This window comes from Sorangium sp. So ce726 (genome assembly GCF_051521405.1).
Classification (GTDB): Bacteria; Myxococcota_A; Polyangia; order Polyangiales; family Polyangiaceae; genus Sorangium.
Window position 1 is genome coordinate 6,558,502 of the sequence record NZ_CP150349.1, and the last position, 23,404, is coordinate 6,581,905.

Below are 23,404 nucleotides of genomic sequence, written 5' to 3' on the forward strand. Positions count from 1 at the left end.
GCGGCTCACCCGTGGCGCCCGAGGTTCGGCAGCGACCCGCGCGAGGCCTCGACCGCGGTCTCGCCGGCGCGGTCGAGCGCGTACTTGAAGAGGATCGGGCCGAACACCTCGTTCAGCGCCACGCACCCGACGACGAGGGCGCGGAAGCCGGCGCCGAGGCTCGGGAACGCGCGCTCGATGGTCAGGCTGATCCCGAGCGTCAGCCCGGCCTGCGAGACCAGCCCGCACCACGACCACCTCCGCAACAGCGGCGGATCGTCCGCCAGCCGGTTGCCGATGCGGTTCGCGACCCACGTCACCAGGGCGCGCGACGCGCCGAAGAGCAGCGCGACAGGCCACATCTGCCGCAAGAGCGGCAGGTCGAGGTGCGCGCCGGCCGTCGCGAAGAACAGGACGAACACCACGCTCGCGGCGTCCTCGACCGCGTGCACCAGCTTCTCGCCCTGCTTCGACAGGTTCGCCACGACGAAGCCGGCCACCACGAACACGAGCAGCGCGTCGAAGCGGAGGTACCGCAGCACCTCCGTCGCGCCGAAGCCGAGCGCCACGAACACCAGGATGAGCTGGCGGCCGATCAGCCGCATGTAGGCGGCGAGCGCGAGGCCGAGCGTCGTGCCGATCGAGATGCTCCCCAGGATCTCGCGGCCGAGCAGCTCCATCTCGTGCATGGACATCGTCGTGCCCGGCTCGAGGAGCGGCCGCACCGTGGAGAGCGCGACCGCCGTCACGACGATGACGATGATGTCCGACGTCATCACGAACGCGAGCGTGTGCATCGCGACGGGGCCGGTCGCGCGCGTCTGGGAGAGGATCCCGAGCACGGCCGACGGGCTGCGGGTCACCGCGATGACGCCCCACAGGACGGCCACGCCGAACGCCGCCGTGGTCGAGAGCTCGGCGGCGAAAGGCACCAGCGAGCGCGCCGCGTAGAAGACGCCCGTCATCGCCACGAAGACGAGCGCCGTCTGGACGAGGTTGTGCAGGAGGATGCTCTTCAGGCTCTTCTTGACGACGTCGATCCGCAGCTCGGCGCCGCCCGCGAGCGCGATGAGCGCCAGCGCCAGCGCGTTGACCCGCGAGATCTCCTCCACGGCGTGGTGGTCGACGAGCTCCAGGACATGCGGGCCGGCGACGATGCCCGCGAGGATGTAGCCCGAGATGTGCGGCAGGCGGAGCGGCTCGACGAGCTCGCTCGCGAGCGTGCCCGCGAGCAGGAGGAAGCCGATCGAAGCGACCGCCCCTGCGGGCCCGTGTTCGTGAGGGACCGCGCGCGTCGTGGCGTAGAGCAGCCCGAACAGGATGACGAGCGCTACGGCGTGCGTGAGGTGGTTCAGCGGCCCCTTGGGGGCCGACCCGTGGTGGCGCGCGGAGGATGCGCCGTGCTGCTCGGCGGGCGCGACCGGATCGGCCGGCGCGGCCGGACCGGCGGGCGAAGCGGGCTCGACGTCAGGGAGTGCTGCGGCGCTCACGGTGACACCTCTTCATTCCTCATCCCTCCCCCACGCTGCGCCGCGGGCGACGGCGGGCCGCCCCTCTCGCCTCCCTCGCCCGGCGCGGCGTCGCGCCCGGCGCGGGCCGGGCCGCGGCCGAAGAAGAGCGACTCCCGCTCGGGCGCGGCGAGCTCGCCGGCCTTGCGGAGCGTGGCGCGCAGCGCCTGCGGCCCGACGAGCTCGCCGAACACGGCAGCGGCCGCCGCGGCGAAGAGGACGGTGTGCCCGACCGGGCCCGGAAAGCGCAGCGCGAAGGCGAGCCCGACGCTCATCGCCACCGCGCCGGACGAGAGCAGCCCGAGGCCGAGCCACGGCGACGTCTCGCGCGCTTCGGGCGACACGACACGGAAGACGAGCCCTGTCGCGAGCTTGCCCACGAGCCTCGCCCCGAGCGCGATCGCCACGATCCAGGGCAGGAACGGCGCCGCCTTCGGGTTCACGTGCGCGCCCGCGAGCAGGAGCGCTGGCAGGATGACCGGCCGCTCGGTCGGCGCGACCATGGCGACGATCTCGTCGCGGTGCCGCGACATGGCGGCGATCGTCACGCCCATCGCGAACGCCGCGAAGAGCGGCGACAGGCCGACCCGGGCGCTCGTGCCCATCGTCAGCAGCGAGGTGCCGAGCAGCACGCCCCAGCTCTGGATCAGGCGGAAATCGCTCCCGAGGAGCACGACCGCGATGAGCCCGAGCACCACGCCGATGAGCGCCGTCACGACCGTCCACCCCCAGAACGGGATCGGCCACTGGGCCGTCGCCTGCGGGACGAGCGCGAACGCGCCGCCCATCATGAGCAGCGGGCCGAGATCGTCGCAGTCGGCGATGTCGGCGATGAGGTCCGAGAGCTTGCCGCTCGCGCTGTAGCGCTGCGTGACCCACAGCACCGCGTGCCGCGTCGTCTCGGCGGAGACGGCGCCCACGCCCGCCGCGAGCAGCACGCGGTCGCCGCGATCGAGCGAGGGAGCGCCGTAGGCCGCGGCGAACCAGACCGCGGCGGCCACCGCGCCGCCGGTCAGGAGGCTCATGAGCACGCAGAGCGCCATGCGGGACGGCCGCACGCGGCGGCTGCCGACGAAGCCGAAGTCGAGGCCGACGACCAGCGCGAGCCAGCCGAGCGCGACGCCCGCCACGGGCTCGAACGCGGCGAGGGACGAGGGCTCGAGCAGCCCGAGCGCCGAGGGGCCCAGCACGAAGCCGAGCACGACGTACTCGGCGCCGGAAGGGAGGCCGATGCCCCGGAGCACGCGGCCGCCGACGAGCGAGCTGCCGAGGTACGACAGCACGAGGAGCCCCATCAGGAGCCAGACGGCGTTCACGAGGCGGCGCTCCGATCGACCGGCGCGGGCGCGGCGCGCCGCGCGCCGCCGGAGGACGCCGGCGCGCGCCCGAGCGGGATGTCCGCGGCGGCGAGGGCCTGCGCCACCGCGGTGAGCCAGCGGCTGCGCACGTCGTCGCCGTCGCAGGCCATCGTGGCCCGGAAATGAGCGCCCCCCTCGTCGATCGCGACGAGCGCGGCGCGGGCGCGGCTGCCGAGGCCCGAGCCCGTCTTCACGAGCAGCTCGCGCACCCGATCGAGATCGGCGGCGGGGTCGACGCTGATCTCGACGGCCACGACCGGAGGGCGGCCGCGGATGCGCGTCGGGTGGAACAGGCTGAGCAGGTGCGGCACACGCACGACGCAGCCGTCCTCGTCCTCGAGGCGCGCCTCGATCAGCGTCAGCTCGCGGACCCGCCCGGCGCGGCCGCCCACGTCGGCGATGTCGCCGACGCGCAGGCGCCGCCCGTAGATGACCGAGAGGCCGACGGCCGCCGACGCGATGAGCGGCGTGCTGGCGAGCCCGGCCGCCGCGAGCACGACGAAGCCGATCCGCGTGAGCGCCCCCTCGTCGGTGCCGGTGATGAGCGGGGCCGCGAGGAGCAGCGCGGCCACGAGGATGCCGAAGCGGACCAGGACGCCGGTGGCGACCGCGAGATCGGACGGGAGCCACCCGAGCGACGTCTCGCCCCGGCCCACGCTCCCGAAGAACAGCCCGACGAAGCGGATGAGGACGATGACCGCGAGCGTCGCGAGGATCGCGAGCACGAGCACCGGGACGCTCCGCGCGATGCGCCCCATGAGCTCCGACATGGGCGCGAGCACGAAGCCGGTGAGCTTCTCGCTGGTGCCGCGCGTGGAGGCGAACAGAGAGAGCGCGAAGAGGATCCAGATGTAGGCGATGCCCAGCCGCACGAGGACGCCGGCGGCGCCGAGCGCGACCGAGAGCGCGCCCTGCGACGCGGCGGGCCGGAGCATCTCGATGCCGCGGACGTGCAGCGCCGGGAGCCGCTCCGGGTGCTCGGCGACCCAGGCGCGCCCTCGCGCGACGAGCTCGCCGACCTTGCGGAGCAGGAGCAGCGCGATCAGCCCGGAAAAGACGAGCAGCGAGAACGAGAAGACGCTCGTCGCGAGGCGGCTCCGGCTCTGCTCCTTGGCGAGGACGTCGCGCACCGTGCCGGCGACCGCGGCGGCGTGGGCCGCGACCGTGGTGTGGCCCGCCGCCGCCGCGTCCTCGGGACCGAGGTGGACGAGCGGGCGATCGCCGACGTAGACGACCGCCACGCCGTCCTGCTCGTCGATGCGGACCTCGGGGACCGCCTTCTCCTGGGCGGCGCCCTCCAGGACGCGCGCCGCCTCACGGGCGCGCTCCGGGGGAGAGAGGCTGCCCCGGTGCACGCGGAGGGCGAAGACCGTCCTGCCGAGCAGCTCGACGCGCGCCTCGGGCTGCTCGACCACGGGGGGCGAAGGCTGGGGGTCAGGAGCCGCCGGCTCGCGCTGGTCAACGGCAGCGGCCGGGGCCAGCGGCGCGACCGGCGCGGACGCCGGCGCGACCGGCGCAGGCGGCGGCGCGGGAGGCCGCGCAACCGGGGCGGGCGCCAGCACGACCTGCGCGGACGCCGGCGCGGCCGCTTCGGGCGATGGCAAGACCTGGACGAGCGGCGGCTGCACCGCATCCGGCGGGGGCGCGAGCTGCGTGGGCTCGAACGCGGCCGACGGTGGCGCGAGCTGCGAGGGAGCGGGCGCAACCTGCGAGGGCGCGGGCGGGGCTTGCGACGGCGCGGGCGCGGCCTGCGACGCTGCGGGCGCGGCCTTCGACGGCGCGGGCGCGGCCTTCGACGGCGCGGGCGCGGCCTTCGACGGCGCGGGCGCGGCCTTCGACGGCGCGGGCGCGGCCTGCGAGGGCACGAGCGCGGCCTTCGACGGCGCGGACGCGGCCTGCGAGGGCACGGACGCGGCCTGCGCCGGCCCAGCGAACGCAGCGCCAGCGGGAGCGATGAGGCCGGCGAGCGCGACCAGGAGCGCGGGGAACAGCCGCTGCACGCAGGCACTCTCGGCCGGAGGCAGGCCGCCGGTCAAGCGGCGCAGGACGCGAGGCGGCCTCGGCAGACAGCCCGCGAGCCACGCGTGGTCGCCTCCAGGCGATCACGCGCGCTCGAGTCCGCCCGGAAACCTCGACCCCTCCGAGCTCGCTCGATGATGGATCGCCTTGCCGCCGAGGCAGGGCGCTGGCAGGGCGCCCGCGTGGCAAGGACCAAGAGATCGGTGGCCCCATCGCTGCTCGTCGGCGACATCGGAGGCACCAACACCCGGCTCGCGCTCTACAGCGCCTCCGGCAGCCGGCCCTTCTCCGAGGCCGTCTTCCGCAGCCGCGAGCACGCGAGCTTCGAGGAGATCGCCCTCCCCTTCCTCGTGCGCAGCGACGCCCCCCACCCCGCCGTCGCCGTGCTCGGCGTCGCGGGTCCCATCAAGGACCAGGTCGCGACCGTCACGAACCTGCCCTGGCGCCTCGCAGAGCGCGAGCTGTCGCGCCGGCTCAAGATCGCGCGCGTGCTCCTGGCGAACGACCTGGCCGTCGGCGCCACGGGCTGCCTGCACGTCCCCCGCGCGTCGATCGAGCCGCTCACGGAACCAAGGCCGCGGCCGAAGGGGAACAACCTGGCCGTCATCGCCGCCGGAACGGGGCTCGGCGAGGCGCGGCTCCTCTGGGATGGCGCCCGCCACGTCACGCTCCCGACCGAGGGAGGTCACGCCGACTTTGCCCCGCGCACCGCGGTCGAGGCCGAGCTGTGGCAGTTCCTCGCCGAGCGCCACCCGGACCACGTGAGCTACGAGCGGGTCCTCTCGGGCGACGGGCTCGGCGCCCTCTTCGACTTCTTCGCCCGCACCGCCCGCGTGCCGCGCGCGATCGAGCGCCGCCTCGCCGAGGGCGACCGCAACGCGGCGATCGCCGAGCTCGGGCTCGCCCGCGCGTTCCGGCCCGCCGCGCGCGCGGTCGACCTGTTCGTCGAGATCTACGGCGCCGAGGCCGGCAACCTCGCCCTGCGCGAGCTCGCGCTCGGCGGGGTCTTCGTCCTCGGGAACATCGCGAGGAGCCTCGTCACCCAGAGGCGCGAGCTCTTCATGAAGTCCTTCCTGAAGAAGGGGCGCCTCACGCCGCTCCTCGAGGGGGTGCCCGTCGCGGTGGTCACCGATCCCCTGGTCGGCGTGCGGGGCGCGCTCGCCTACGCCAGAGAGCTCGCCGCCGCGGAGCAGCCCCGGGCCCGCGCGGCGTCCCGGAGGTCCTGACCCCCCGTGTCCTCGTGCCCATGACAGAGGCGTGGAGTCGCGCGCGCGACTCCATGTCTCTTGTCGACTCGGCGCCGTCGGTCCAAGGCGGATGAGCGCGAGTTCGCCCCGAGGTGGCGAGAGGTGGCAAGAGGCCATATCGCGCGGCGCCGCCTCGCGCCGGGCACGATCCGAGCATGAGCGGACGAGCTCCTCGCGCTCGGCCTCACGCTTGGCCTCACGCTTGGCCTCACGCTTGGCCTCACGCTTGGCCTCACGCTTGGCCTCACGCTTGGATCGAGCGGCCGCGCGCGGCCTCGCGGCGTTGACACGTTGGAGCCACGGTGCTTTAAGACCGACCCACCTGACGCTCGTACAGTCGGGTAAAAGGAAAGAAAGGTCACGTCATGGCAACTTCGGTCATTCTACCTGATGGGAAGGCCCTCGCGCTCCAGGATGGCAACACGGCGTTCGACGCCGCCCGGGCCATCTCGCCGAGGCTCGCCGAGGCCGTCGTCGTCGCGCGCGTCGACGGGGTGATCCAGGACCTCCGCGCGCCCCTCCGGGACGGCGCGAAGCTGGAGTTGCTGAAGGCCGATACGCCCGAGGGCAGGGACACGATCAACCACTCCGCCGAGCACCTCCTGGCGACGGCCGTGCTGCGGCTGTTCCCGGGCGCCAAGGTCACGATGGGCCCGAAGAGCCATGGTGACGAGTTCTATTACGACTTCGACGTTGCCGGTCGGACCTTCACCCCTTCCGACCTCGAGATGATCGAGGCCGAGGTGAAGAAGCTCATCGAGCAGAAGATCAAGTTCGAGTGGCAGCTCGTCGCCAAGAAGGACGCGCTGGGCGTCTTCGAGGGGCTCGGGCAGAAGAACGAATACAAGACGGAGATCCTGTCCTGGATCCCCGAGGACAGCGTGTCGATCTACCGCTGCGGCGAGTTCGTGGATTTCTGCCGCGGCCCGCACCTGCCCCACGCGGGGTTCATCAAGGGGCTCAAGATCACGTCGTCCTCGGCGGCCTACTGGCGCGCTGACGCCACGAAGCAGTCGCTCCAGCGCGTGCGCGGCGTGGCCTTCCCCAACAAGGAGGACCTCGACAAGTACGTGCGCCGCCTGGAGGAGGCGAAGAAGCGTGACCACAGGACGCTCGGGCGGGATCTCGAGCTCTACCTCGTCTCCGAGCGCTACGACTCCCACGCGTACTCCGAGAAGGACGAGATCGACCTCTACGTCGGCGTGGACGCGGACGCGCCGCTCGACCGCGCGCTCGTGGAGCACGCCCTCGGCGCCGCGGCCTCGACGTTCCCCGGGCGGACCATCCGGCGAACGGTGAAGTTCGGCGAGGCGCCGAAGGCGCCTCCGGGCATCGCGGGCGGCAGCGACGACGAGGCGCGCCCGCGCCTGCACGTCCGGCTCCGCGGCGCGGCGGCGCAGGAGTCGAAGAGCGCCTTCAGGACCGCGGTGAGCGCCCGGCAGGACGCCGACGTCGAGGTGCACTTCGAGCCGCATTACATCGAGGAGATCGGGGCCGGCCTCGTCATGTGGCTCCCGAAGGGCGGGCTCCTGCGCACGATCATCGAGGACCAGTGGCGCAAGATGCACCTCGAGGAGGGCTACGACATCGTCTACTCGCCGCACATCGCCAAGGCGGACCTGTGGAAGACCTCGGGCCACTGGGACTTCTACCGGGAGGGGATGTTCTCCCCCATGTCGGTCGACGGGCACGACTACTGCTGCAAGCCGATGAATTGCCCGTTTCATATCCTCATGGTCAAGAGCCGGACGCGGAGCTACCGCGAGTTCCCGATGCGCCTCGCGGAGCTCGGGACCGTGTACCGGTACGAGGCCGCTGGCGTCATGCACGGCCTGATGCGCGTGCGAGGGTTCACCCAGGACGACGCGCACCTGTTCTGCCGCGCGGACCAGGTCGAGCAGGAGATCCACCGCGTCCTCCGCTTCATCCTGAAGATGCTCCGCACGTTCGGCTTCGAGCAGTTCGACATCAACCTCTCGACACGGCCGGAGAAGTACGTCGGCGGCCTCGAGGACTGGGCCAAGGCCGAAAGCACCCTCGAGGGGGCCCTCAAGACCCTCGGCCTCGAGTACCAGGTGGACCCCGGCGGAGGGGCGTTCTACGGGCCGAAGATCGACATCAAGCTCGTCGATGCGCTCGACCGGAGGTGGCAGTGCTCGACGCTCCAGTACGACTTCAACAACCCGGAGCGCTTCACGCTCGGGTTCGTGAACGCCAAGGGAGAGCTCGAGCAGCCAATCATGCTCCACCGGGCGCTGCTCGGCTCGATCGAGCGTTTCATCGGCGTCCTCTTGGAGCACCACGCGGGCGCGCTGCCGGCGTGGCTCTCACCGGAGCAGGCGCGCGTCGTCACGGTGTCGGACAAACACAACGACCACGCCGAGCAGGTCACCCAGGCGCTGCGCGCTCGGGGCATCCGGGCGAGCTTCGTCCGGAGCTCGGAGAAGCTCGGCGCGAAGATCCGCGAGGCGCAGGTCGAGAAGATCCCCCATATGCTGGTCGTCGGCGACAAGGAGGTGGAGGCGAAAGGCGCCACCGTCCGCCTGCGTGACGGGAGCGACCGCGGCTTCATGCCGACCGAGGCGCTCGCCGAGTTCTTGCGCGAGCAGTGCGCGGTCCCCGTCGTGACCTGACGTTCACCCGCGGCGTCGTGGGGCCCTTCTCCAGGGCCCCGGCTTCAGGCGCCCTCGGCTGCCCGTTTGAGAGGGGCTCTTCTCCAGAGCCCCCCGGCGTCAGGCGGCCTCGGCTGCCCGCTTGAGATCCGCCGCTCGGAGCTGCGCAACGAACGCCAGGCCGAGCGCCACGAACGCCAGCCCGAGGACGAAGGCGAAGCGGAGACCTCGCGCGAGATCCGTGGGGTCGACGCCCTCCGTGTCGCCGATGAGCGCGCCCATGAGCGTGACGCCGAGGCCGCCGCCGAGGCTGCGCGCGAACATGAGGACCGCCGTGAGCGCGCCGAGCTCCTGCCTGGGCGTGCACTCCTGAGCGCCCACGAGCAGGCTCAGGATGATGGCCCCCATCCCTGTCCCGGCGACAAAGCCGCACGCGCCGATCAGAGGGAGAGGCGCTCCGGTGAGCGCGACGAACCCCGCAAACGCCGCGACGAGGAGCCCGGCGCCGAGCCGCGCGAGCCGCGGTACGCCGAGCCGCGGCAGGACCGTGCCGAGGCTCATCGACGCAAGGGTCCACCCGAGCACCATCGGGGTGAGCAGCAGACCGGCCGCGGTCGCCCCTGTGCGAGCAACGCCTTGAGCATAGAGGGGGAGGTAAGACACCGTTCCAAAGAAGGCTGCGCCGGCCAGGAAGTTGCCGATCACGGCGACCCGCGGGAGTCGCGCCTGCAAGAGGCGCAACGGCAGGAGCGGCGCGGGGTGTCGGCTCTCGATGCGCAGCGCCCAGGCGAGCACGACGACGCCGGCGACCAGGAAGGGCCAGTTGCGCGCTTCGAGGCCCCATACGAGCGCGCCGCTGCCCGCGGTGAACAGAGCGGCCCCCGCGAGATCGAGGGGGGCCGCCTTCTCGGGGATCGGCGACTCTTCGAGGAATCGCCCCACGAAGGCCGCGCCGATCAGGCCGAAGGGCATGTTGAGGTAGAAGACCCACCGCCAGCTCGCATGATCGACGAGCAAGCCCCCCACGAGGGGGCCGATGAGCCCTGACAGGCCCCAGACACCGCTCAACATGCCCTGGATCCGGGAGCGCTCCTTGAGCGGATAGAGCTCACCGACGATGGCGAAGGTCAACGTGCCGAGCGCCCCCGCGCCGAGGCCTTGCACCACGCGCCCCGCGATGAGCGTCAGCATGGATCCCGCCGCGCCGGACAGCGCGGAGCCGGCGAGGAAGAGGAACACGCCGAACAGGTAGAGCCTACGCCGTCCGAGCCGGTCCGAGGCGCGTCCCCACAGCGGGCTCGTCACGGTCATCGACAGCATGTAGACGGCGAACGGCAGTGCGTACCACGCATGGCCGCCCAGCTCGCCAATGACGGTCGGCATCGCGGTGGCCACGACGGTCGACTCGAGGGCGGCAAGGAATAGCCCGAGTGCCAGACCGACGGTTGTGAGAGTGCGAGACGATGCGCTCATCCAAGAAACCTGCTTTCCCTTCGTTTCAAGCCAGATTCGCCAGCATCAGCCGACGAGAAACTCGCTCGTGAGGAATGGGCTCATCTTGAGGGACGTCTCCAGCCATTCCCGGTACGGGTCACTCCCCTTCACGATTCCACTGCCAGCGTACACATGAATATCGTTACCGCTCATCTTCGCAGTGCGGATCGCGAGCGCAAATTTTGCGTCGTCGTCCAGAGTGAAATAACCGAAAGCTCCCGTATAGAAGCCGCGATCGATCTTCTCGTAGGCGCGAATGCGTTGCCCGCTCAATGCGATGGGCTTACCCCAGATCGTCGCCGGGGGATACACCGCGGAGAGCGCGCCGAACACGTTCATGTCCGGCTTGACGGTTCCGGTGATGGTGCTCTTGAGGTGCTGGACGTAGCCGAGATCGATGACATTGCGAGACTCGACCCGCTTGATCGACCCAGGCACGCACACCGCGCTCAGGTTCTCATGGAACATCCTGGCAGCCGTCTCGTGCTCTTCCGTCTCCTTCGCGTCACGGAGGAGCTCCTCGCGGTACCGGCTGCTCTTCTCCCTCGCGTCGGAGCCCTTTCGCGTGCCTGCCAGAGGCTCGACGACGATGTCGGCGCCCTCCTTGATGAGGAGCGTCTCTGGCGATACACCGACCCACGAGTCCCCGCCTCGCCAGCGAAAGACGTATTCATACTTCTTGCCGCGCGCGGGGGCGGTCAGCCGGAGCAGCAGGATCGGCGAGATCTTCGTCTGGAGCGTGAGACGGACCTCACGCCCGATGACGACCTTGTCCGCGGCTTCACCCGAGAGCTCGCGGATGAGGCCGACGAGCGCGTCGACGTACTCGCGGCACTCGGGGATCAGCTGGCGCTTCGTCACGCGCGGGTTGGCCGACAGGCTGAACTCGTAAGGGAAGGTCACGAGCCGCGCCCCGACGTCGTGGAGCTCGTCGCTCTCGAAGTGGGTGAAGCTGCACTCGCCCGCGGCCAACCGGCACGCGATGCGTGGGATCGTGAAGGCGAGCAATTCGCCCGGCCTCTTGGGATCGATGCCGCACCGCCATCCACCGAGCAAGAGGGTCGACGGCAGAAGCCCGTGGTGGCGCGCAAGGAAAGGCCTGAGCTCGTCGACGAAGGCCGCGACGGCCCTGAACAGCTGCTCGTGAAAATCGGCCTCATCGTCGAGCTTGCACGAGCACTCGCGTTCGACCGTCTCCCCGTTCACGAGCCGCAGCTCGAGGACGTCGCCTGCGTTGTGGCATTCGATCGAGAGCTCGCTCCCGACGGCTACGATCGACGTGGTCCCCTCCTCGGAGGTGTGGCTGAAGAGCCCGAGGAACTCGTCAGCGAAGGCCGGGTAGCGCGCCTCCAGCGCTTGCGCCACCGCCGACGCGTAGACGTCGACCGTCACCTCCGGGTGCGGGTTGTCGAACGTGATGACACGGGTCGTCTTCATTGGGTCCTCGCGCATACGTGGGCGACCTTGCTGCAAACCTGGAGCGTCTTCTCGAATAGCCGCCCGCGCTCGGCGGGCGCGGTGTCGCGCTCGTCAGCCTCCCCTTCTGCGAGGGCCCTGCGCGAGGACTCGATGTGCAGCCCCCCGAGCCGGCTCCCTTCGGTCAGGTGCGCGGATGCGGTCCTCTCGACCTCCGCGCCCACCTCCGCCATCGCCGCGTCGAGCGACTGCGCCATCGAGTCCGCATGCACCGGCGCCGACATCCAGACGACGGGGGCGTGAGCGCCCTGAAACGCATGGACGTACTCCCGCAAGGGTCCGAGCTGGCTCCCGAGGCTGGTCATCACGACGATCTTCCCCGCCTCCTTCCTCGGGTTGAGGGCCATATAGATGGAAAGCAGCTCCGACGCGGAGAGCTCCGGCCCGACGCGAACGCCGATCGGGTTGTCCACGCCGCGAAGGAACTCAAGATAAGCGCTCCCGGCGCGAAGGTGCTCGGCCCCGAGCCACAGGAGGTGCGCGCTCGCAGCGTGATAGCTGGCCGCGGACGAGCACCTCCGCACGAGGGCCTCCTCGAAGAGCAGATTGGCCACCTGATGCGAGGTGAAGACCCGGAGCCCGCACTGGCGCATCGTCGCCAGCGTCGCCTGCGCGGCCTCGTAGGCCCAGAGCATCCTCCTCGCGTCGGGCGTCCGGCCCCACGGGTGTGGCGACGGATCGTTCACCATCTCCCCGTAGTAGCTCGTGATGGTCACGCCATCGACGACCTCCGTCGCGCAAAGCGGCGTTTGCGCGTAGCTCCCCGCTGCGAGCGCGATGGAGATCACCGGCTTGTCGAGCATGAAACCCACGTAGTTGCTCATCGAGCCGAGCGTCGCCATGCGCGCGCGGACGTTGCGCGGGCTCGACTCCCTGAACCGCTCGTCGGTGTCGCCCATCTGCAGGACGAACGCTCGTCCTTCGGCCACGGCCCCGAGCTCCGCCTTGAGGCGGCGCACCTCCTCGGCGTCCACGAGGCCCGGGAGCTCCGAGAGCCGCCCGGTCACCGCTGCGACCTCCTGGCCGGCGTAGGGCGGCACGCAGCGCTGTTCCATGGTTCGCCAACCCTGCGGTCGCCAATACTCTTGCTCGCGGCGCTGAAGATTGTTCATTTCCACTTGTGCCCTCTCTACGGTGATCTCAACCAAGGGTGGCGCCGCCGTCCACGACGAGATCGTGCATCGTGATGTGGCGCGCCTCGTCCGAGAGGAGAAACGCGACCCCTCGCGCGATGTCGTCTGGCTCGGCGACGCGGCCCAGCGGGATGCCGACACGATAACGGCCCGGATCGCCCTCGATGAGCCTTCGATGCGACTCCGCGGAGTCCCCGGTGAGCACGCGGAGCATGGGCGTATCCGTCGAGCCAGGAGAGACGGTGTTACATCGGATGCCGTGCCTGGCCAGCTCGAGCCCCATGCACCGCGTGAGCATCGTGACCGCTGCCTTCGAGGCGCAGTAGGCCGCCATTCCGACGCGCGGGGTGTTCGCGGCGTTGGATGCGACCGTGACGATCACGCCCGATCTCCGCGGCAGCATGCGCCGCGCGGCGGCCTGCGAGACGAAGAAGACGCCGCTCGTGTTGACGTCGAAGGTCTCTCTCCAGCTCTCGGGGGTGGCCGCCTCGAACGCGGCCGGCACGAGGATCCCGGCTGCGTTGACGACACCGTCGAGCGGGCGCGCCTCATCGGCGACCGCCACGACGGCTTCCACCTCCGAGGGGACACGGAGGTCGACGCGGCGCGGCTCCACGGCGCGCTCGCGCTGGTTCAATTCGGCCGCGAGCGCCTGCAAGGCGTCGCCCTTCACGTCGACGGCGTGGACGAAGGCCCCCTGCGCGACGAGCAGGCGCGTGACCGCGGCCCCGATACCCTGCGCGGCCCCGGTCACCAGGAAGGACTTGCTCTCGAATCTCGGCTTCATCGGATGTGTCACGTGTTCGTGCCTCCCCGCTCCTCTCCGGGCGGCCAGCTCGGGCCGCGGGTGGGCCTCAGCGGACGAGGTCCCACCACTCGTCGAGGCTCCGCCGCTCCGCGAGCTCCACGAACCCCACGCGGGCACCCATCTTGCGCCACTTCTCCGCGAGCACGAGGAGGCGGACCGAGTCGAGACCAGCGTCGAACGGATCGCCGATCCTGGCCGCTTCCTCCGCGCTCACGCACAGCACCTCGGCCACGTCGGCGAGGAACCGGTCGCGCGTGAGGCTGCTCTCGCCGAGCTCCAGCCTCAAGACGCGCCTCCCAGCTGCTCGATCAGCTCGGCGGTGGTCGACACCTTCCCTGAGCAGCTCGCGATCTGGCTCAGCGCCATGCGGTGATGCTCAAGCGAGAAATCGGCGAGCGCGTCCGCGGCGACGAACGGCTGGACGCCGGCCATGAAGGCGTCGAGCGCCGTCGCCTGGCAGCCGATGTGCGCGTAGACGCCACAGATGATGAGCTGTCCTCGACCCGATCGCTTGAGCATCTCCAGCAGCTCGCTCTGCTTGAACGCGCTGTAACGATGCTTGACGATCATGTGGTCGCCGGGCGACGGCTCCAGCCCGCCGACGATGCTCCGGGCCTCCCCGTCTTCCGGCATCCCGGGCCCCCAGAAATCCAGGAGGAGCCCGCGCTCGGCCTTGCTCTGGCCCCCCGGCTGCGCGGTGTAGAACACCGGGACGTCGCGGAGCTTGCACGCCCTCCGGATCGCGTGGATCTGTGCGACCAGCGCGCCGGTGAACGCCGCTGATTCATACGGCTTGAGGAAGTAGTTCTGCATATCATGAATCAGCAGAGCTACGCGCGCCGGCTCGACCCTCCAGGAGTGCGGAGCGCGCGCGAAATCGACCACGGTGGGCAGGTCATAGGGCTTGATTCTCGGGATTCCCATATCGTCCTCAAGGCAACGCAGCGGCAGAGCCGCCGTGCTGCTTCCTAAGTTCCTTCCTGTCGATCTTCCCGACGGTCGTCTTCGGCAACGACTGCACGAACCGGACCTGGTCGGGCACCTTGTACGCCGCGACGCCGCGCCCGCGCACGAAGGCCCTTATCTGCGCGGCGTTCAGCTCGCCCCCCGGGTCCGCGACGACGAACGCACACGACGCTTCGCCAAGGTAGACGTCCGGTATCGAGACGATCGCCGCCTCCCGTACGCGCGGGTGCGCGAGGAGGTGCCCCTCGACCTCCTCCGCCGCGATCTTCTCGCCGCCGCGGTTCACCTGGTCCTTCGAGCGCCCGGCGACGACGAGGTAGCCGTCGTCCCGCCGCGCGACGATGTCGCCCGTCCGATAGAAGCCGTCGGCCGTGAAGGCCCGCGCGTTGTGCTCCTCGGCGTTGAGGTAGCCGCGGATCGTGTAGGGCCCACGCACGAGGAGCTCGCCCGGGGTGCCGTCCGGGACCGGCTGATCGTCCTTGTCGACGATGCGCACCTCGTCGTCCACGGAGATGGGCCGCCCCTGCGTGTTCAGCACCCTCTCGGAGAGGTCACCGAGCCGCGTGTAGCAGACGAGCCCCTCGGACATGCCATAGACCTGCTGCAGCTGGCACCCGAGCGAGGATTCCAGGCGAGCAGCCATCTCCGCGCCGAGCTTGGCGCCGCCCACCTGGAGGAATCGCAGGCTCGACAGATCGCACGTCCGCTCGGCGTGGAGCCAGGCCAGCGCGAGGCTAGGAACGAGAGCCGCGAACGTGACCTTCTCTCGCTCGATGAGGGAGAACGCGGTCGCTCCGCTCGGATCGGTCGTCATGACGACCCGGCCCCCCGCGCACAACGTTCCCAGGATGCCCGGCGAGCTCAGGGTGAAGTTGTGGCCGGCCGGCAGGGCGCACAGATAGACGCTCTCGGGCGTGAGCCCGCAGATCTCGGCGCTCGCCCTGACGCTGTACAGGTAGTCGTCGTGTGTGCGCGCGATGAGCTTCGGCAGGGCGGTGCTGCCGCCAGAGAGCGTGACGAGCGCGGGGTCACTGCCTGCCCGCTCCGGCCGCTCGTCTGGGCGCCCATAGAGGGTCTCGAAAGGGACGAACGCCCCCGGGTCTCCGACCACGATGACCCGTTCGACCCGCGGGATCCGCGAGACGACCTCCTCGGCGATCTTTCGGTAGTCGAAGCCGAGCGCCCTGTCCCGGATCACATAGGCCTTCGCGCCCGATATCTGGAAGATATGGGTGATCTCCGAGATCCGATCCGACGGGAGGGCGAAGACGGGGATCGCTCCCAGCCGGAAGAGCGCGAAGATCACCTCGACGAACTGGACAGTGTTGGGGAGCTGGACGACGACGCGATCGCCTGGCGAGAGCCCCAGCGCCGCCAACCCGCCGGCCAACCGGTCCGCCCTCGCGTCAAGCTCCGCGTACGTGAGGTTCACCGGCCCGTCCGTGACGGCCACACGGTCCGGCACGCTTCGCGCGACCCTCCTCAACATTCCGCCGAGCGTCTCGCCGGTCCAGTATCCCTTGGCGCGGTACGCCGCAGCGAACGACTCGGGCCACCTCGGAAACTCGAATGCATCGCTCACGACAGCCCTCCTTGAGGCGCGAGAGCCTCCATACATGCCTCCCGCGACGCGGGGCCGAGCTCGACGCGCCACCCGACAGGTATCTCGGCGAACTGCGGCCACAGCGAGCGCTGGCCTTTCTCGTTGGCGAGCAGCCAGAACGAGCTGTCGGCCTCGTCGAAGGGGTTATAGAACGGCCGCAGCTTGCGCGGCGCGCGACCGCCTCTCAGCGAGGCGTGGGCGAGGAGCCGCCTCTCCAGGATCTCCGCCAGCGCGGCGGCGCGATCCGTCACGAAATAGTGACCGCCTCCCTCGATGACGGACAGGCTCACCTGCTCGGAGAACGCTCGCCAATCGAGGTAGCGGACCTGATAGCCCTCGGTCAGCGGATCGCTGTCGCCGACGACGACGTGGATAGGCGCCGAGAGGCGCTGAGGCGAGCTCGCCTTCGTCGCGAAGAACGTCGCCGTCTCCATCGAGTCGTGCTTCGTCATGTCGGCGATGGCCGCGAGGGTGTCCTCGTCCAGCACGTCCTTGAACCCACCGAGGCTGCGCAGGAACGTGATGATGTCGCGCCCCGTCCGTCCGGATACGCCAGACAGGACCGCCTGGGGATCGTCATCTGGCAGCATCGCGCCGATCACGAGCTCCACGAGCTCTGCGCCGGCGCTCTCCAGCTTGCTCGCGACGGCCAGGGCGATCGCGTTCCCAGCGCAATGCCCGTAGACGACGATCGGCCCCTTGATGCTCGCCATGACCGCTTTCACGACGCCATCCGCGACCGCGTCGATGCTCAGGAGCTCCTCGCCGGGTCGCGTGGGATCATGACCTGGCAAGTTGACCGACCAGCACGCGACGGATCCGGGGAGGCCCTCGGCGAGCTGCCTGAACGCGAGCGCGTTGCCACCGGCGAAGGGCACGCACAGCAGGTTGATCCCGGAGTCGGCGGCGCCGCGGCCGAAGGCGTGGAGGAAGCTCTCCTGCTCCTGCTCGGCGGCAGATCCGCCCGCGCGCAGGAAGTCGGCGCAAGCGCGCGGCGTGGGATCCTTGAAGAGGGTCATCACGGGCATACTCAGGGTGCGGCACACACGGATCGCCTTGATCGAGTCGCCTCCGAGCTCGAAGAAGTTGTCGTCGATGCCGAGCCGCTCGACCCCGAGGTGGCCGCGCCAGACCTCGATGACGCGCTCGTCGAGGGCGTCGCGGGCGGGCTCAACGCGACGTTCCGAAGTGACCTTGATCTCGGGGAGCGCTCGCCGATCGACCTTCCCGTTCTGATTGAACGGCATCGCGGCGAGGACCCCAATGGCGTGCGGCACCATGTAGGGCGGCAGCCGCTCGCGCAGATAGTCCCGCAGCGAGTCTGCGTCGACCGCGCGTGGCGACGCGGCGTCCACGGCCGGAACCACGTGCGCGACCAGCTTCGGATCGCCGAACGTGTCGACTTGCACGGACGCGACGGCGTCCGAGATGGCGGGGTGGTCGCGCAGGTGCGATTCGATCTCCCCGAGCTCGATCCGATAGCCCCGTACTTTCACCTGCTGATCGCTCCGGCCCACATACTCGAGCAAGCCGTCCTCGTGCAAGACCGCGACATCACCGCTCCGGTACATGCGTGACCCAGGAGGGCCATAGGGGTCGGCGACGAACCTGACCGCGTCGAGGTCGGGTCGGTTCAAGTACCCTGGCGCGAGCCCCTCGCCGGAGACGTACATCTCACCGTAGCCGCCGACCGGCACGGGGCGCAGCGCGTCGTCGAGCACCATGACGCGCAGATCGTCGTACGCCCTGCCGATGAGGCTCCCGCTCTCGGCCAGGACCTGCGACCTCGTGACGAACTGATACGTCACATTGATGGTCGTCTCGGTGATGCCGTACATGTTCAGGAGCTTCGGCTTGCCCTCCTCGTGGCGCCTGAACCAGGGCTTGAGGCGACCGAGATCCAAGGCCTCGCCACCGAAGCACTGAACTCGGAGGCTGAGCTGCGACGCGAGCTCCGGGCGATCCTCCTCGGCTTCCATGAGACGGTAGAACGCCGACGGGATCTGTCCGAACACCGTCACCTTCTCCCTGACGATGAGCTCGAGCAGCGCCTCGGGGGCGCGCGCGATCTCGGGCGGGACCATGACGAGCCGCGCCCCGTGCAGCAGCGCACCCCAGATCTCCCAGACCGACGCGTCGAAGACGTAGGAGAAGCACTGCGTCCAGACGTCGTCACGCCGGTACTCGAACCAGCGATCGGTGGTCTTGAACAGCCGTACGACGTTATGATGGGTGATCTTGACGCCCTTGGGCCTGCCGGTAGAGCCGGAGGTATAGATGATGTAGGCCAGGTCGTCGGCGGACGGGCGCCCCGCCGCGCGCCTCCACGGCGTGAGGGCGTCGGTCGCTGGCCGCGCCGACGCGAGTTTGTCCGGCTCGATGACCAGCGTCTTGTAGGGCGGTGATCCCAGCTTAGGCCTGTTGTGCGCGTCGACCAGGAGAAGGACAGGCCGCGTGTCGGCCAGGATCGCGTCGATGCGTCCGGAAGGCGCGTCAGGGTCGATCGGCACGTAGGCAGCGCCGACCTTGAACGTCGCGAGGATGGCGACGATCGTCTCGACAGACCGCTCGATCAGCAGGGCGACCCGCGGGTCGCCGACGAAATCGGCGGCGTCCGCCATGGCGCTCGCCAGCCGGCTCGCCCGGGCGTCGAGCTCCGCGTAGGTGATGTGCTCATCCCCGAAGGTGAGCGCGACGGCCTCTGGCGCCTCGAGCGCTCGCCGCTCGAACGCGGCGATCAGCGTCCCGGTCTCCACGCCGCCCGCCGCTCGCGCCGCGCTGGCCGCCGGCTGCGGTACGAAGAAGAAGCGGCGCTCTTCCGAGGTGAATGCGTCGAGTCGCCCCACCGGCGTGTCGACGCCCTCGGCGAACCGCTCGAGGAACTCCAGGAAGCGCGCGATGTTGAGGCGCAGCTCCTCCTCGCGATAGAGCGCCGGATTGGCCATGCCGACGAGGCGCAGTCCCTCGCCTTCGGCCCCGGGCTGGACGAGGAACGACAGGTCATCGGCCGGTCCGGCGCTCAGCATCTGCGGCGCTCCCCGTTGCCCGCCGAAGTCCAGGTCCGACGTGAAGAGGTCGACGTTGATCTGCGGCCCCGTCAGGCGGCGATCCTCTCCGAGGAGGTTGCAATCGCGGCGGACATCCTCCGCCCGATACCGCTGGTGGAGGCGCATCTGCGAGAGCTCGCCTGAAACGCTGGCGAGCACGTCGCGCACCGTATCAGCCGGCCGGACGCGGACGTGCAGGGGAAGCACGTTCGCCATGGTCGAAGGAATCCTCGTCGCGACCGAGCCGAGGCGATTGAGGAAGGGGACCCCGAGCACCACCTGCTGCCGGCCGCTCACCCGGCTCAGGAACACGCCGAAGGCAGCGATGAGCACAGGAACCCAGTGGGCGGATGCTCCCTCGGCCATGCGCTGTAGCCTCGCCACCGTCTGCTGCGGTATGCTTGCGTCGCACCGCAGGAAGCGCTTCGACGGCAGCGCGACCTCGCTGGTGAAGCTCGCGACGTCGGTCCCCCGGGAGCACTTGTCGCGCCAGTACGCTCGGTCCCGCCGGTGCGCGTCCGATCCCTGATACGCCTGCTCACCCTCGATGAGGGCAGCGAGGGGACCGAACGGCGTCGGCGAGATCTCCTTTCCGCTGGCGAGGCACGAGTAGAGCTCGGCGACGCGCTTGAAGAACATCGACATCGCGAAGCCGTCGAGCGCTATGTGATGGGACTTGAAGTACCACCACGAGCGGCGCTCTCCGAGCAGGAAGAGGCGCGTCGAGAACAGGCAGCCGCCGCCGAGGTCGATCCGGGCGGCGAGATCCCGCTCCATCCAGGCCCTGGCCTCCGCCTCCGGCGAGGCATGAGCTCGCAGGTCGCTCAGGGGGCAGTCGAAGGCGAGCTCGGGCTCGATCACCTGGACCGGAGCGCCTTGCTCGTCCCCGTCGACCTCGCGAAACCGAGCGCGCAAGACGTCTGCCTCGTTCACGGCCCGGGCGAGGGCGCGCAAGAGGGTGGAATGGTCGAGCGTCCCCTCGACGACGATGACGCTCGCGACATTGTATGCTGCGCTCTCGGGATCGAGCTGGTGGCCCAGCCAGATCGGCTGCTGGGCTGGGGAAAGCGGTAGTACGCGGGCAACCTGAGACATTCTTCCGCTCCTTGGCCAGGCTCACTGCTTGGGCAGGTGCTGCTGCTGCTTGATCCCGTGGAAGAAGCGCTCGCAGAGGTACGAACGCATCGAGGGGTCGATCACTGCGTCGATGAGGATCGGCTCGTTCAGCTCAAGCGCCTCCGCGAGCTGCCGGCGGAGATCGGCGCCGGTCCGCGCGGTGAACGACTTGACATTGATATAGTGAGCGAGCCTCGAGAACTCGAGGTGCTCCTGCCGGATCAGCGCGTGATCGCTCTCGTCCGTCGAGAGCGACGTCCACCTGCTGTTGTTCAGGACGATGACGATCGGGCTCACGCCGAACCGCTTCGCGTGCATGAGCTCGATCCCTGTCATGTGGAAGGCACCATCGCCGACGAGGACGATGGGGCGCTTGCCGCTGCCGAGCTGATAGCCGATCGCTCCCGGGACAGCGATCCCCATGCTCATGTAGAGCGACGACGTGAGGACGTCGGCGGGGCACATGCTGAGCGACATGAAGAACGAGTCGCCGCAATCCACGATGAGGACCGCATCCCGCTCTGCCGCGAAATACCGTTCGAGCTCCTGGGTGACCGTGAACGGGGTCAGCGGCTCGCTGTCGGGCTGGTCGCGGACGTCCCTCTCGGAGCTCGACGGCGCCTCGCTGGCCTCGAGAGAGCGGGGCGACCCGGCCTGCTGAGACGCGGCGACCTCCGCCAGCGCGGAGACAAACTCCATCGTCGTCGCCGCGAAGATCTTCCGGCCGACCCGGACACGACCGTCGTAGGCGTGAACGAGCCGCCCCACGGGGACGTTCCCCGCCACGCCCATGTTGACGTCCGAGTTCGGCTCGCCGACGAGGAAGAGCAGATCGCACTCCTCGACCAGTGTACGGGTGGTGAGGTCGGGCGACGCCGGACCAGCGAAGACACCTCGGTAGTTCGGGTGGGCAGGGTCGAGCGTCCCTTGCGACATGGGCGTCGCCACCCAAGGCAGCCCGAGCGCATCGACGATCCGCTCGGCCGGCCCCTCCAGCCGAAAGCGCTTGAGCTCGAGCCCTGGGACGAACACCGGCCTCGCGGCCTCGCGCAGCAGCTCGATCGCGTGGCGCGCGGCGCTGAAGGCGTCCGCGGAGAAGCGCCCCGGCGCCGGCGGCGCGGGCGGCCTCCTCGGGACGTAGCGAACCTTCGTGAGGTAGAGGTCCCGAGGGATCTCGACGTAGACCGGGCGCGACGCCTCGAGGGCGACGCGGAGGGCGTCGCGGATCTGCTCCGCGGCCACGTGCGGATCGTGGATCCGCGCCTGATGCACGGTCACCTCGCGCATGATCCGGTATTGCGCGTCATGATCCGTGATCTGGTGATGGAGGAAGATCTCGGCTTCACGCTCGCGCTTGCCAGGGCCGCCGGACACCACGATCAGGGGGACCCGCTCCACATAGGCCTGCGCGATGGCGTTCGTGGCGTTGAGGACCCCCACGCCGTAGGTGAAGCACAGCGCGCCCGGGACGCGTCGCGCGACCGCGTAGCCCAGCGCGGCGAGCGTCGTGCCGTACTCGTGCGACATCGTCCGGAGCCGCAGCCCGCTCGTACGATCGAATTCGCGCGACAGCTGCATCGTGAAGTCGCCAGGAATGCAGAACAGATCTTCGATGCCGTGCTCGAGGAGGACGTTGCCGACCAGCTGGCCGAGCGTCATCTCCTCGGAGGCACGAGGGAACGGCTGTTCGATGAACGCGATGGGTCGAGCGGCGGTCACTTGAGGGCTCCACGGCACAAGGCGGTCAACATGTCCTGATCGAGCCCCTGGTCGAACGAGTACTTGAGGGGCGCGAGCGGGAAGCCCCGGAGGAACTCCTCGATCCGCGCCGCCACCACGGCGGGCTCGATCTTCTTGAAGTAGAGGTCACCGATGAACCCGGCCACCGTCTGGAAGTCCTTCTCGACGAGGTTGCGACGGGTCATCGCCTGGACGCCCAGGCGGATGCCGTACACACCGGGCTTGCCGGGGATCTCGATGTTGGTCGAGCGGATCCCGCCCTGATGGAGCGTGTTCATGCAGAGGTTGAGCGCCTTGTCCAGGGTGCCCACCGCGAAATGGACCTGGTGCATCTCGGTGAAACCGAACTCCTCTCCCGAGACGTCGAAGCCCAGGTCGTACAGGCGCCGAGCCAGCGCCTTCGCGTTCTTGACGACCTGCTGCGCGTACTCGCGGCCAAACACCTCCATCTCCTTGAACGCCACCCACATGGGCGGGAGCAGCTCGGCGTGGCAGTTGCTCTGAAGGTGCGGACACAGCCAGATGGAGGTCTCTGCGAGCAAGGGGTGGCTGCCGGATCGAAATCCGATGTAGCCCTTCTGCGGGCCGGGCACGGTCTTGTGCGTGTTGCCGTGCACCACGTCCGCGCCGCACCGCAACGGCGAGTCGAAGACCCCGCCCATGATGAGCCCGCCATCATGGCTCATGTCGTACGTCAACGTGCATGAGTCGGGCAGGACAGCTCGGATCTTGTCGAGCGGCTGCCAGCGGAGCTTGAAGGACTGATCGAGGATGACGATCTTGATGCGAGGGTTCTTCCGCACCATGTCGTCGAGCCGCGCGACGTCGATGAGGAGCGACTTCGGGTCGACCGGGAGATGGAAGATCTCGATGCCCGCCTTCGAAGCCAGAGCCTCCAGGGCGAAATGGCCACCATCCTTGTGCGCGAAATGGACCATGCCGTCGCCGCGCTTGCAGGCGGCCAGCATCAGCGCCTGCTCCGCGGGAGAACCGCCGTTCGGACGCCAGTCGAACGTCTCGGATTTGACGAGCGATCTCCCGAGCGCGCGGACCATGTCGGCCAGCTCGTTCATCTGGCCGGACTCGGGGAAATACCACTCTCCGGGCGGTACGTCGAAGGGGAACGAGACGTGGTAGAAGGCGCCGGCGGTCGCGCTCGACGTGAGGCGCACGAGCGCGCTCGGGTAGTTCTCGTTCGCCGTGAGGCTGAGGGTCCGCTCCCGGTACCGGTAGTCCCGCTGGAGGTTGTCGCTCAGGATGCTCGCGGCCTTCATCGCCTCGAATTTCGCGTCAGACAT

The 23,404-nt window shown here is 69.7% G+C and carries 15 protein-coding genes; 2 read left to right on the forward strand and 13 right to left on the reverse strand.

Annotated features, from left to right (window positions below; all coding sequences use genetic code 11):
* Positions 1 to 5: 5 nt before the first annotated feature.
* From WME79_RS24400 to WME79_RS24410, 3 genes are read right to left on the reverse strand one after another with little or no spacing between them, the layout of a single operon-like run.
* On the reverse strand, positions 6 to 1,469 hold the full coding sequence (locus tag WME79_RS24400; RefSeq protein ID WP_437539481.1) for a cation:proton antiporter: 1,464 nt from the start codon (positions 1,467 to 1,469) through the stop codon (positions 6 to 8).
* On the reverse strand, positions 1,466 to 2,803 hold the full coding sequence (locus tag WME79_RS24405; protein ID WP_437539483.1) for a cation:proton antiporter: 1,338 nt from the start codon (positions 2,801 to 2,803) through the stop codon (positions 1,466 to 1,468). The genes WME79_RS24400 and WME79_RS24405 overlap by 4 nt, the downstream gene beginning before the upstream one ends.
* The gene (locus WME79_RS24410) at positions 2,800 to 4,845 is read right to left on the reverse strand and encodes a mechanosensitive ion channel family protein (protein WP_437539485.1); all 2,046 of its coding nucleotides are present in this window, start codon (positions 4,843 to 4,845) and stop codon (positions 2,800 to 2,802) included. Before WME79_RS24410 ends, WME79_RS24405 begins: the two co-directional genes overlap by 4 nt.
* A gap of 153 nt (positions 4,846 to 4,998) precedes the next feature.
* On the opposite strand from WME79_RS24410, the gene WME79_RS24415 reads away from it, so the two are divergent.
* The gene (locus tag WME79_RS24415; protein ID WP_437539487.1) at positions 4,999 to 6,090 is read left to right on the forward strand and encodes a glucokinase; all 1,092 of its coding nucleotides are present in this window, start codon (positions 4,999 to 5,001) and stop codon (positions 6,088 to 6,090) included.
* Positions 6,091 to 6,476: 386 nt separating this feature from the next.
* Positions 6,477 to 8,744, forward strand: coding sequence for a threonine--tRNA ligase (thrS, locus tag WME79_RS24420; RefSeq protein ID WP_437539489.1), 2,268 nt, complete (start codon positions 6,477 to 6,479; stop codon positions 8,742 to 8,744).
* Positions 8,745 to 8,843: 99 nt separating this feature from the next.
* Here the strand turns inward: thrS and WME79_RS24425 are convergent, their stop codons facing one another.
* The 10 genes from WME79_RS24425 to WME79_RS24470 form a co-directional block, all read right to left on the reverse strand.
* The gene (locus WME79_RS24425) at positions 8,844 to 10,196 is read right to left on the reverse strand and encodes an MFS transporter (protein ID WP_437539491.1); all 1,353 of its coding nucleotides are present in this window, start codon (positions 10,194 to 10,196) and stop codon (positions 8,844 to 8,846) included.
* Between the two features lie 45 nt (positions 10,197 to 10,241).
* On the reverse strand, positions 10,242 to 11,654 hold the full coding sequence (locus WME79_RS24430; protein WP_437539493.1) for a chorismate-binding protein: 1,413 nt from the start codon (positions 11,652 to 11,654) through the stop codon (positions 10,242 to 10,244).
* Entirely contained in the window at positions 11,651 to 12,805 is a 1,155-nt protein-coding gene (locus WME79_RS24435) for a 3-deoxy-7-phosphoheptulonate synthase (protein WP_437539495.1), read from the reverse strand. The genes WME79_RS24430 and WME79_RS24435 overlap by 4 nt, the downstream gene beginning before the upstream one ends.
* A 28-nt stretch (positions 12,806 to 12,833) precedes the next feature.
* Complete coding sequence (locus tag WME79_RS24440; protein WP_437539497.1) at positions 12,834 to 13,613, reverse strand: 2,3-dihydro-2,3-dihydroxybenzoate dehydrogenase; 780 nt, start codon at positions 13,611 to 13,613, stop codon at positions 12,834 to 12,836.
* 67 nt (positions 13,614 to 13,680) lie between these two features.
* A complete protein-coding gene (locus WME79_RS24445; RefSeq protein WP_437539499.1) occupies positions 13,681 to 13,920 on the reverse strand; it encodes a phosphopantetheine-binding protein in 240 nt (79 codons plus the stop codon).
* Entirely contained in the window at positions 13,917 to 14,558 is a 642-nt protein-coding gene (locus WME79_RS24450) for an isochorismatase family protein (protein ID WP_437539501.1), read from the reverse strand. The genes WME79_RS24445 and WME79_RS24450 overlap by 4 nt, the downstream gene beginning before the upstream one ends.
* Before the next feature lie 7 nt (positions 14,559 to 14,565).
* Positions 14,566 to 16,182 carry a (2,3-dihydroxybenzoyl)adenylate synthase gene (locus tag WME79_RS24455; protein ID WP_437539502.1) on the reverse strand — a complete coding sequence of 539 codons (1,617 nt, stop codon included), beginning with the start codon at positions 16,180 to 16,182 and terminating at the stop codon, positions 14,566 to 14,568.
* Complete coding sequence (locus tag WME79_RS24460; RefSeq protein WP_437539504.1) at positions 16,179 to 20,345, reverse strand: amino acid adenylation domain-containing protein; 4,167 nt, start codon at positions 20,343 to 20,345, stop codon at positions 16,179 to 16,181. The genes WME79_RS24455 and WME79_RS24460 overlap by 4 nt, the downstream gene beginning before the upstream one ends.
* Positions 20,346 to 20,366: 21 nt before the next feature.
* Positions 20,367 to 22,085, reverse strand: coding sequence for a thiamine pyrophosphate-binding protein (locus WME79_RS24465; RefSeq protein ID WP_437539506.1), 1,719 nt, complete (start codon positions 22,083 to 22,085; stop codon positions 20,367 to 20,369).
* A complete protein-coding gene (locus WME79_RS24470) occupies positions 22,082 to 23,404 on the reverse strand; it encodes a hypothetical protein (protein WP_437539508.1) in 1,323 nt (440 codons plus the stop codon). Before WME79_RS24470 ends, WME79_RS24465 begins: the two co-directional genes overlap by 4 nt.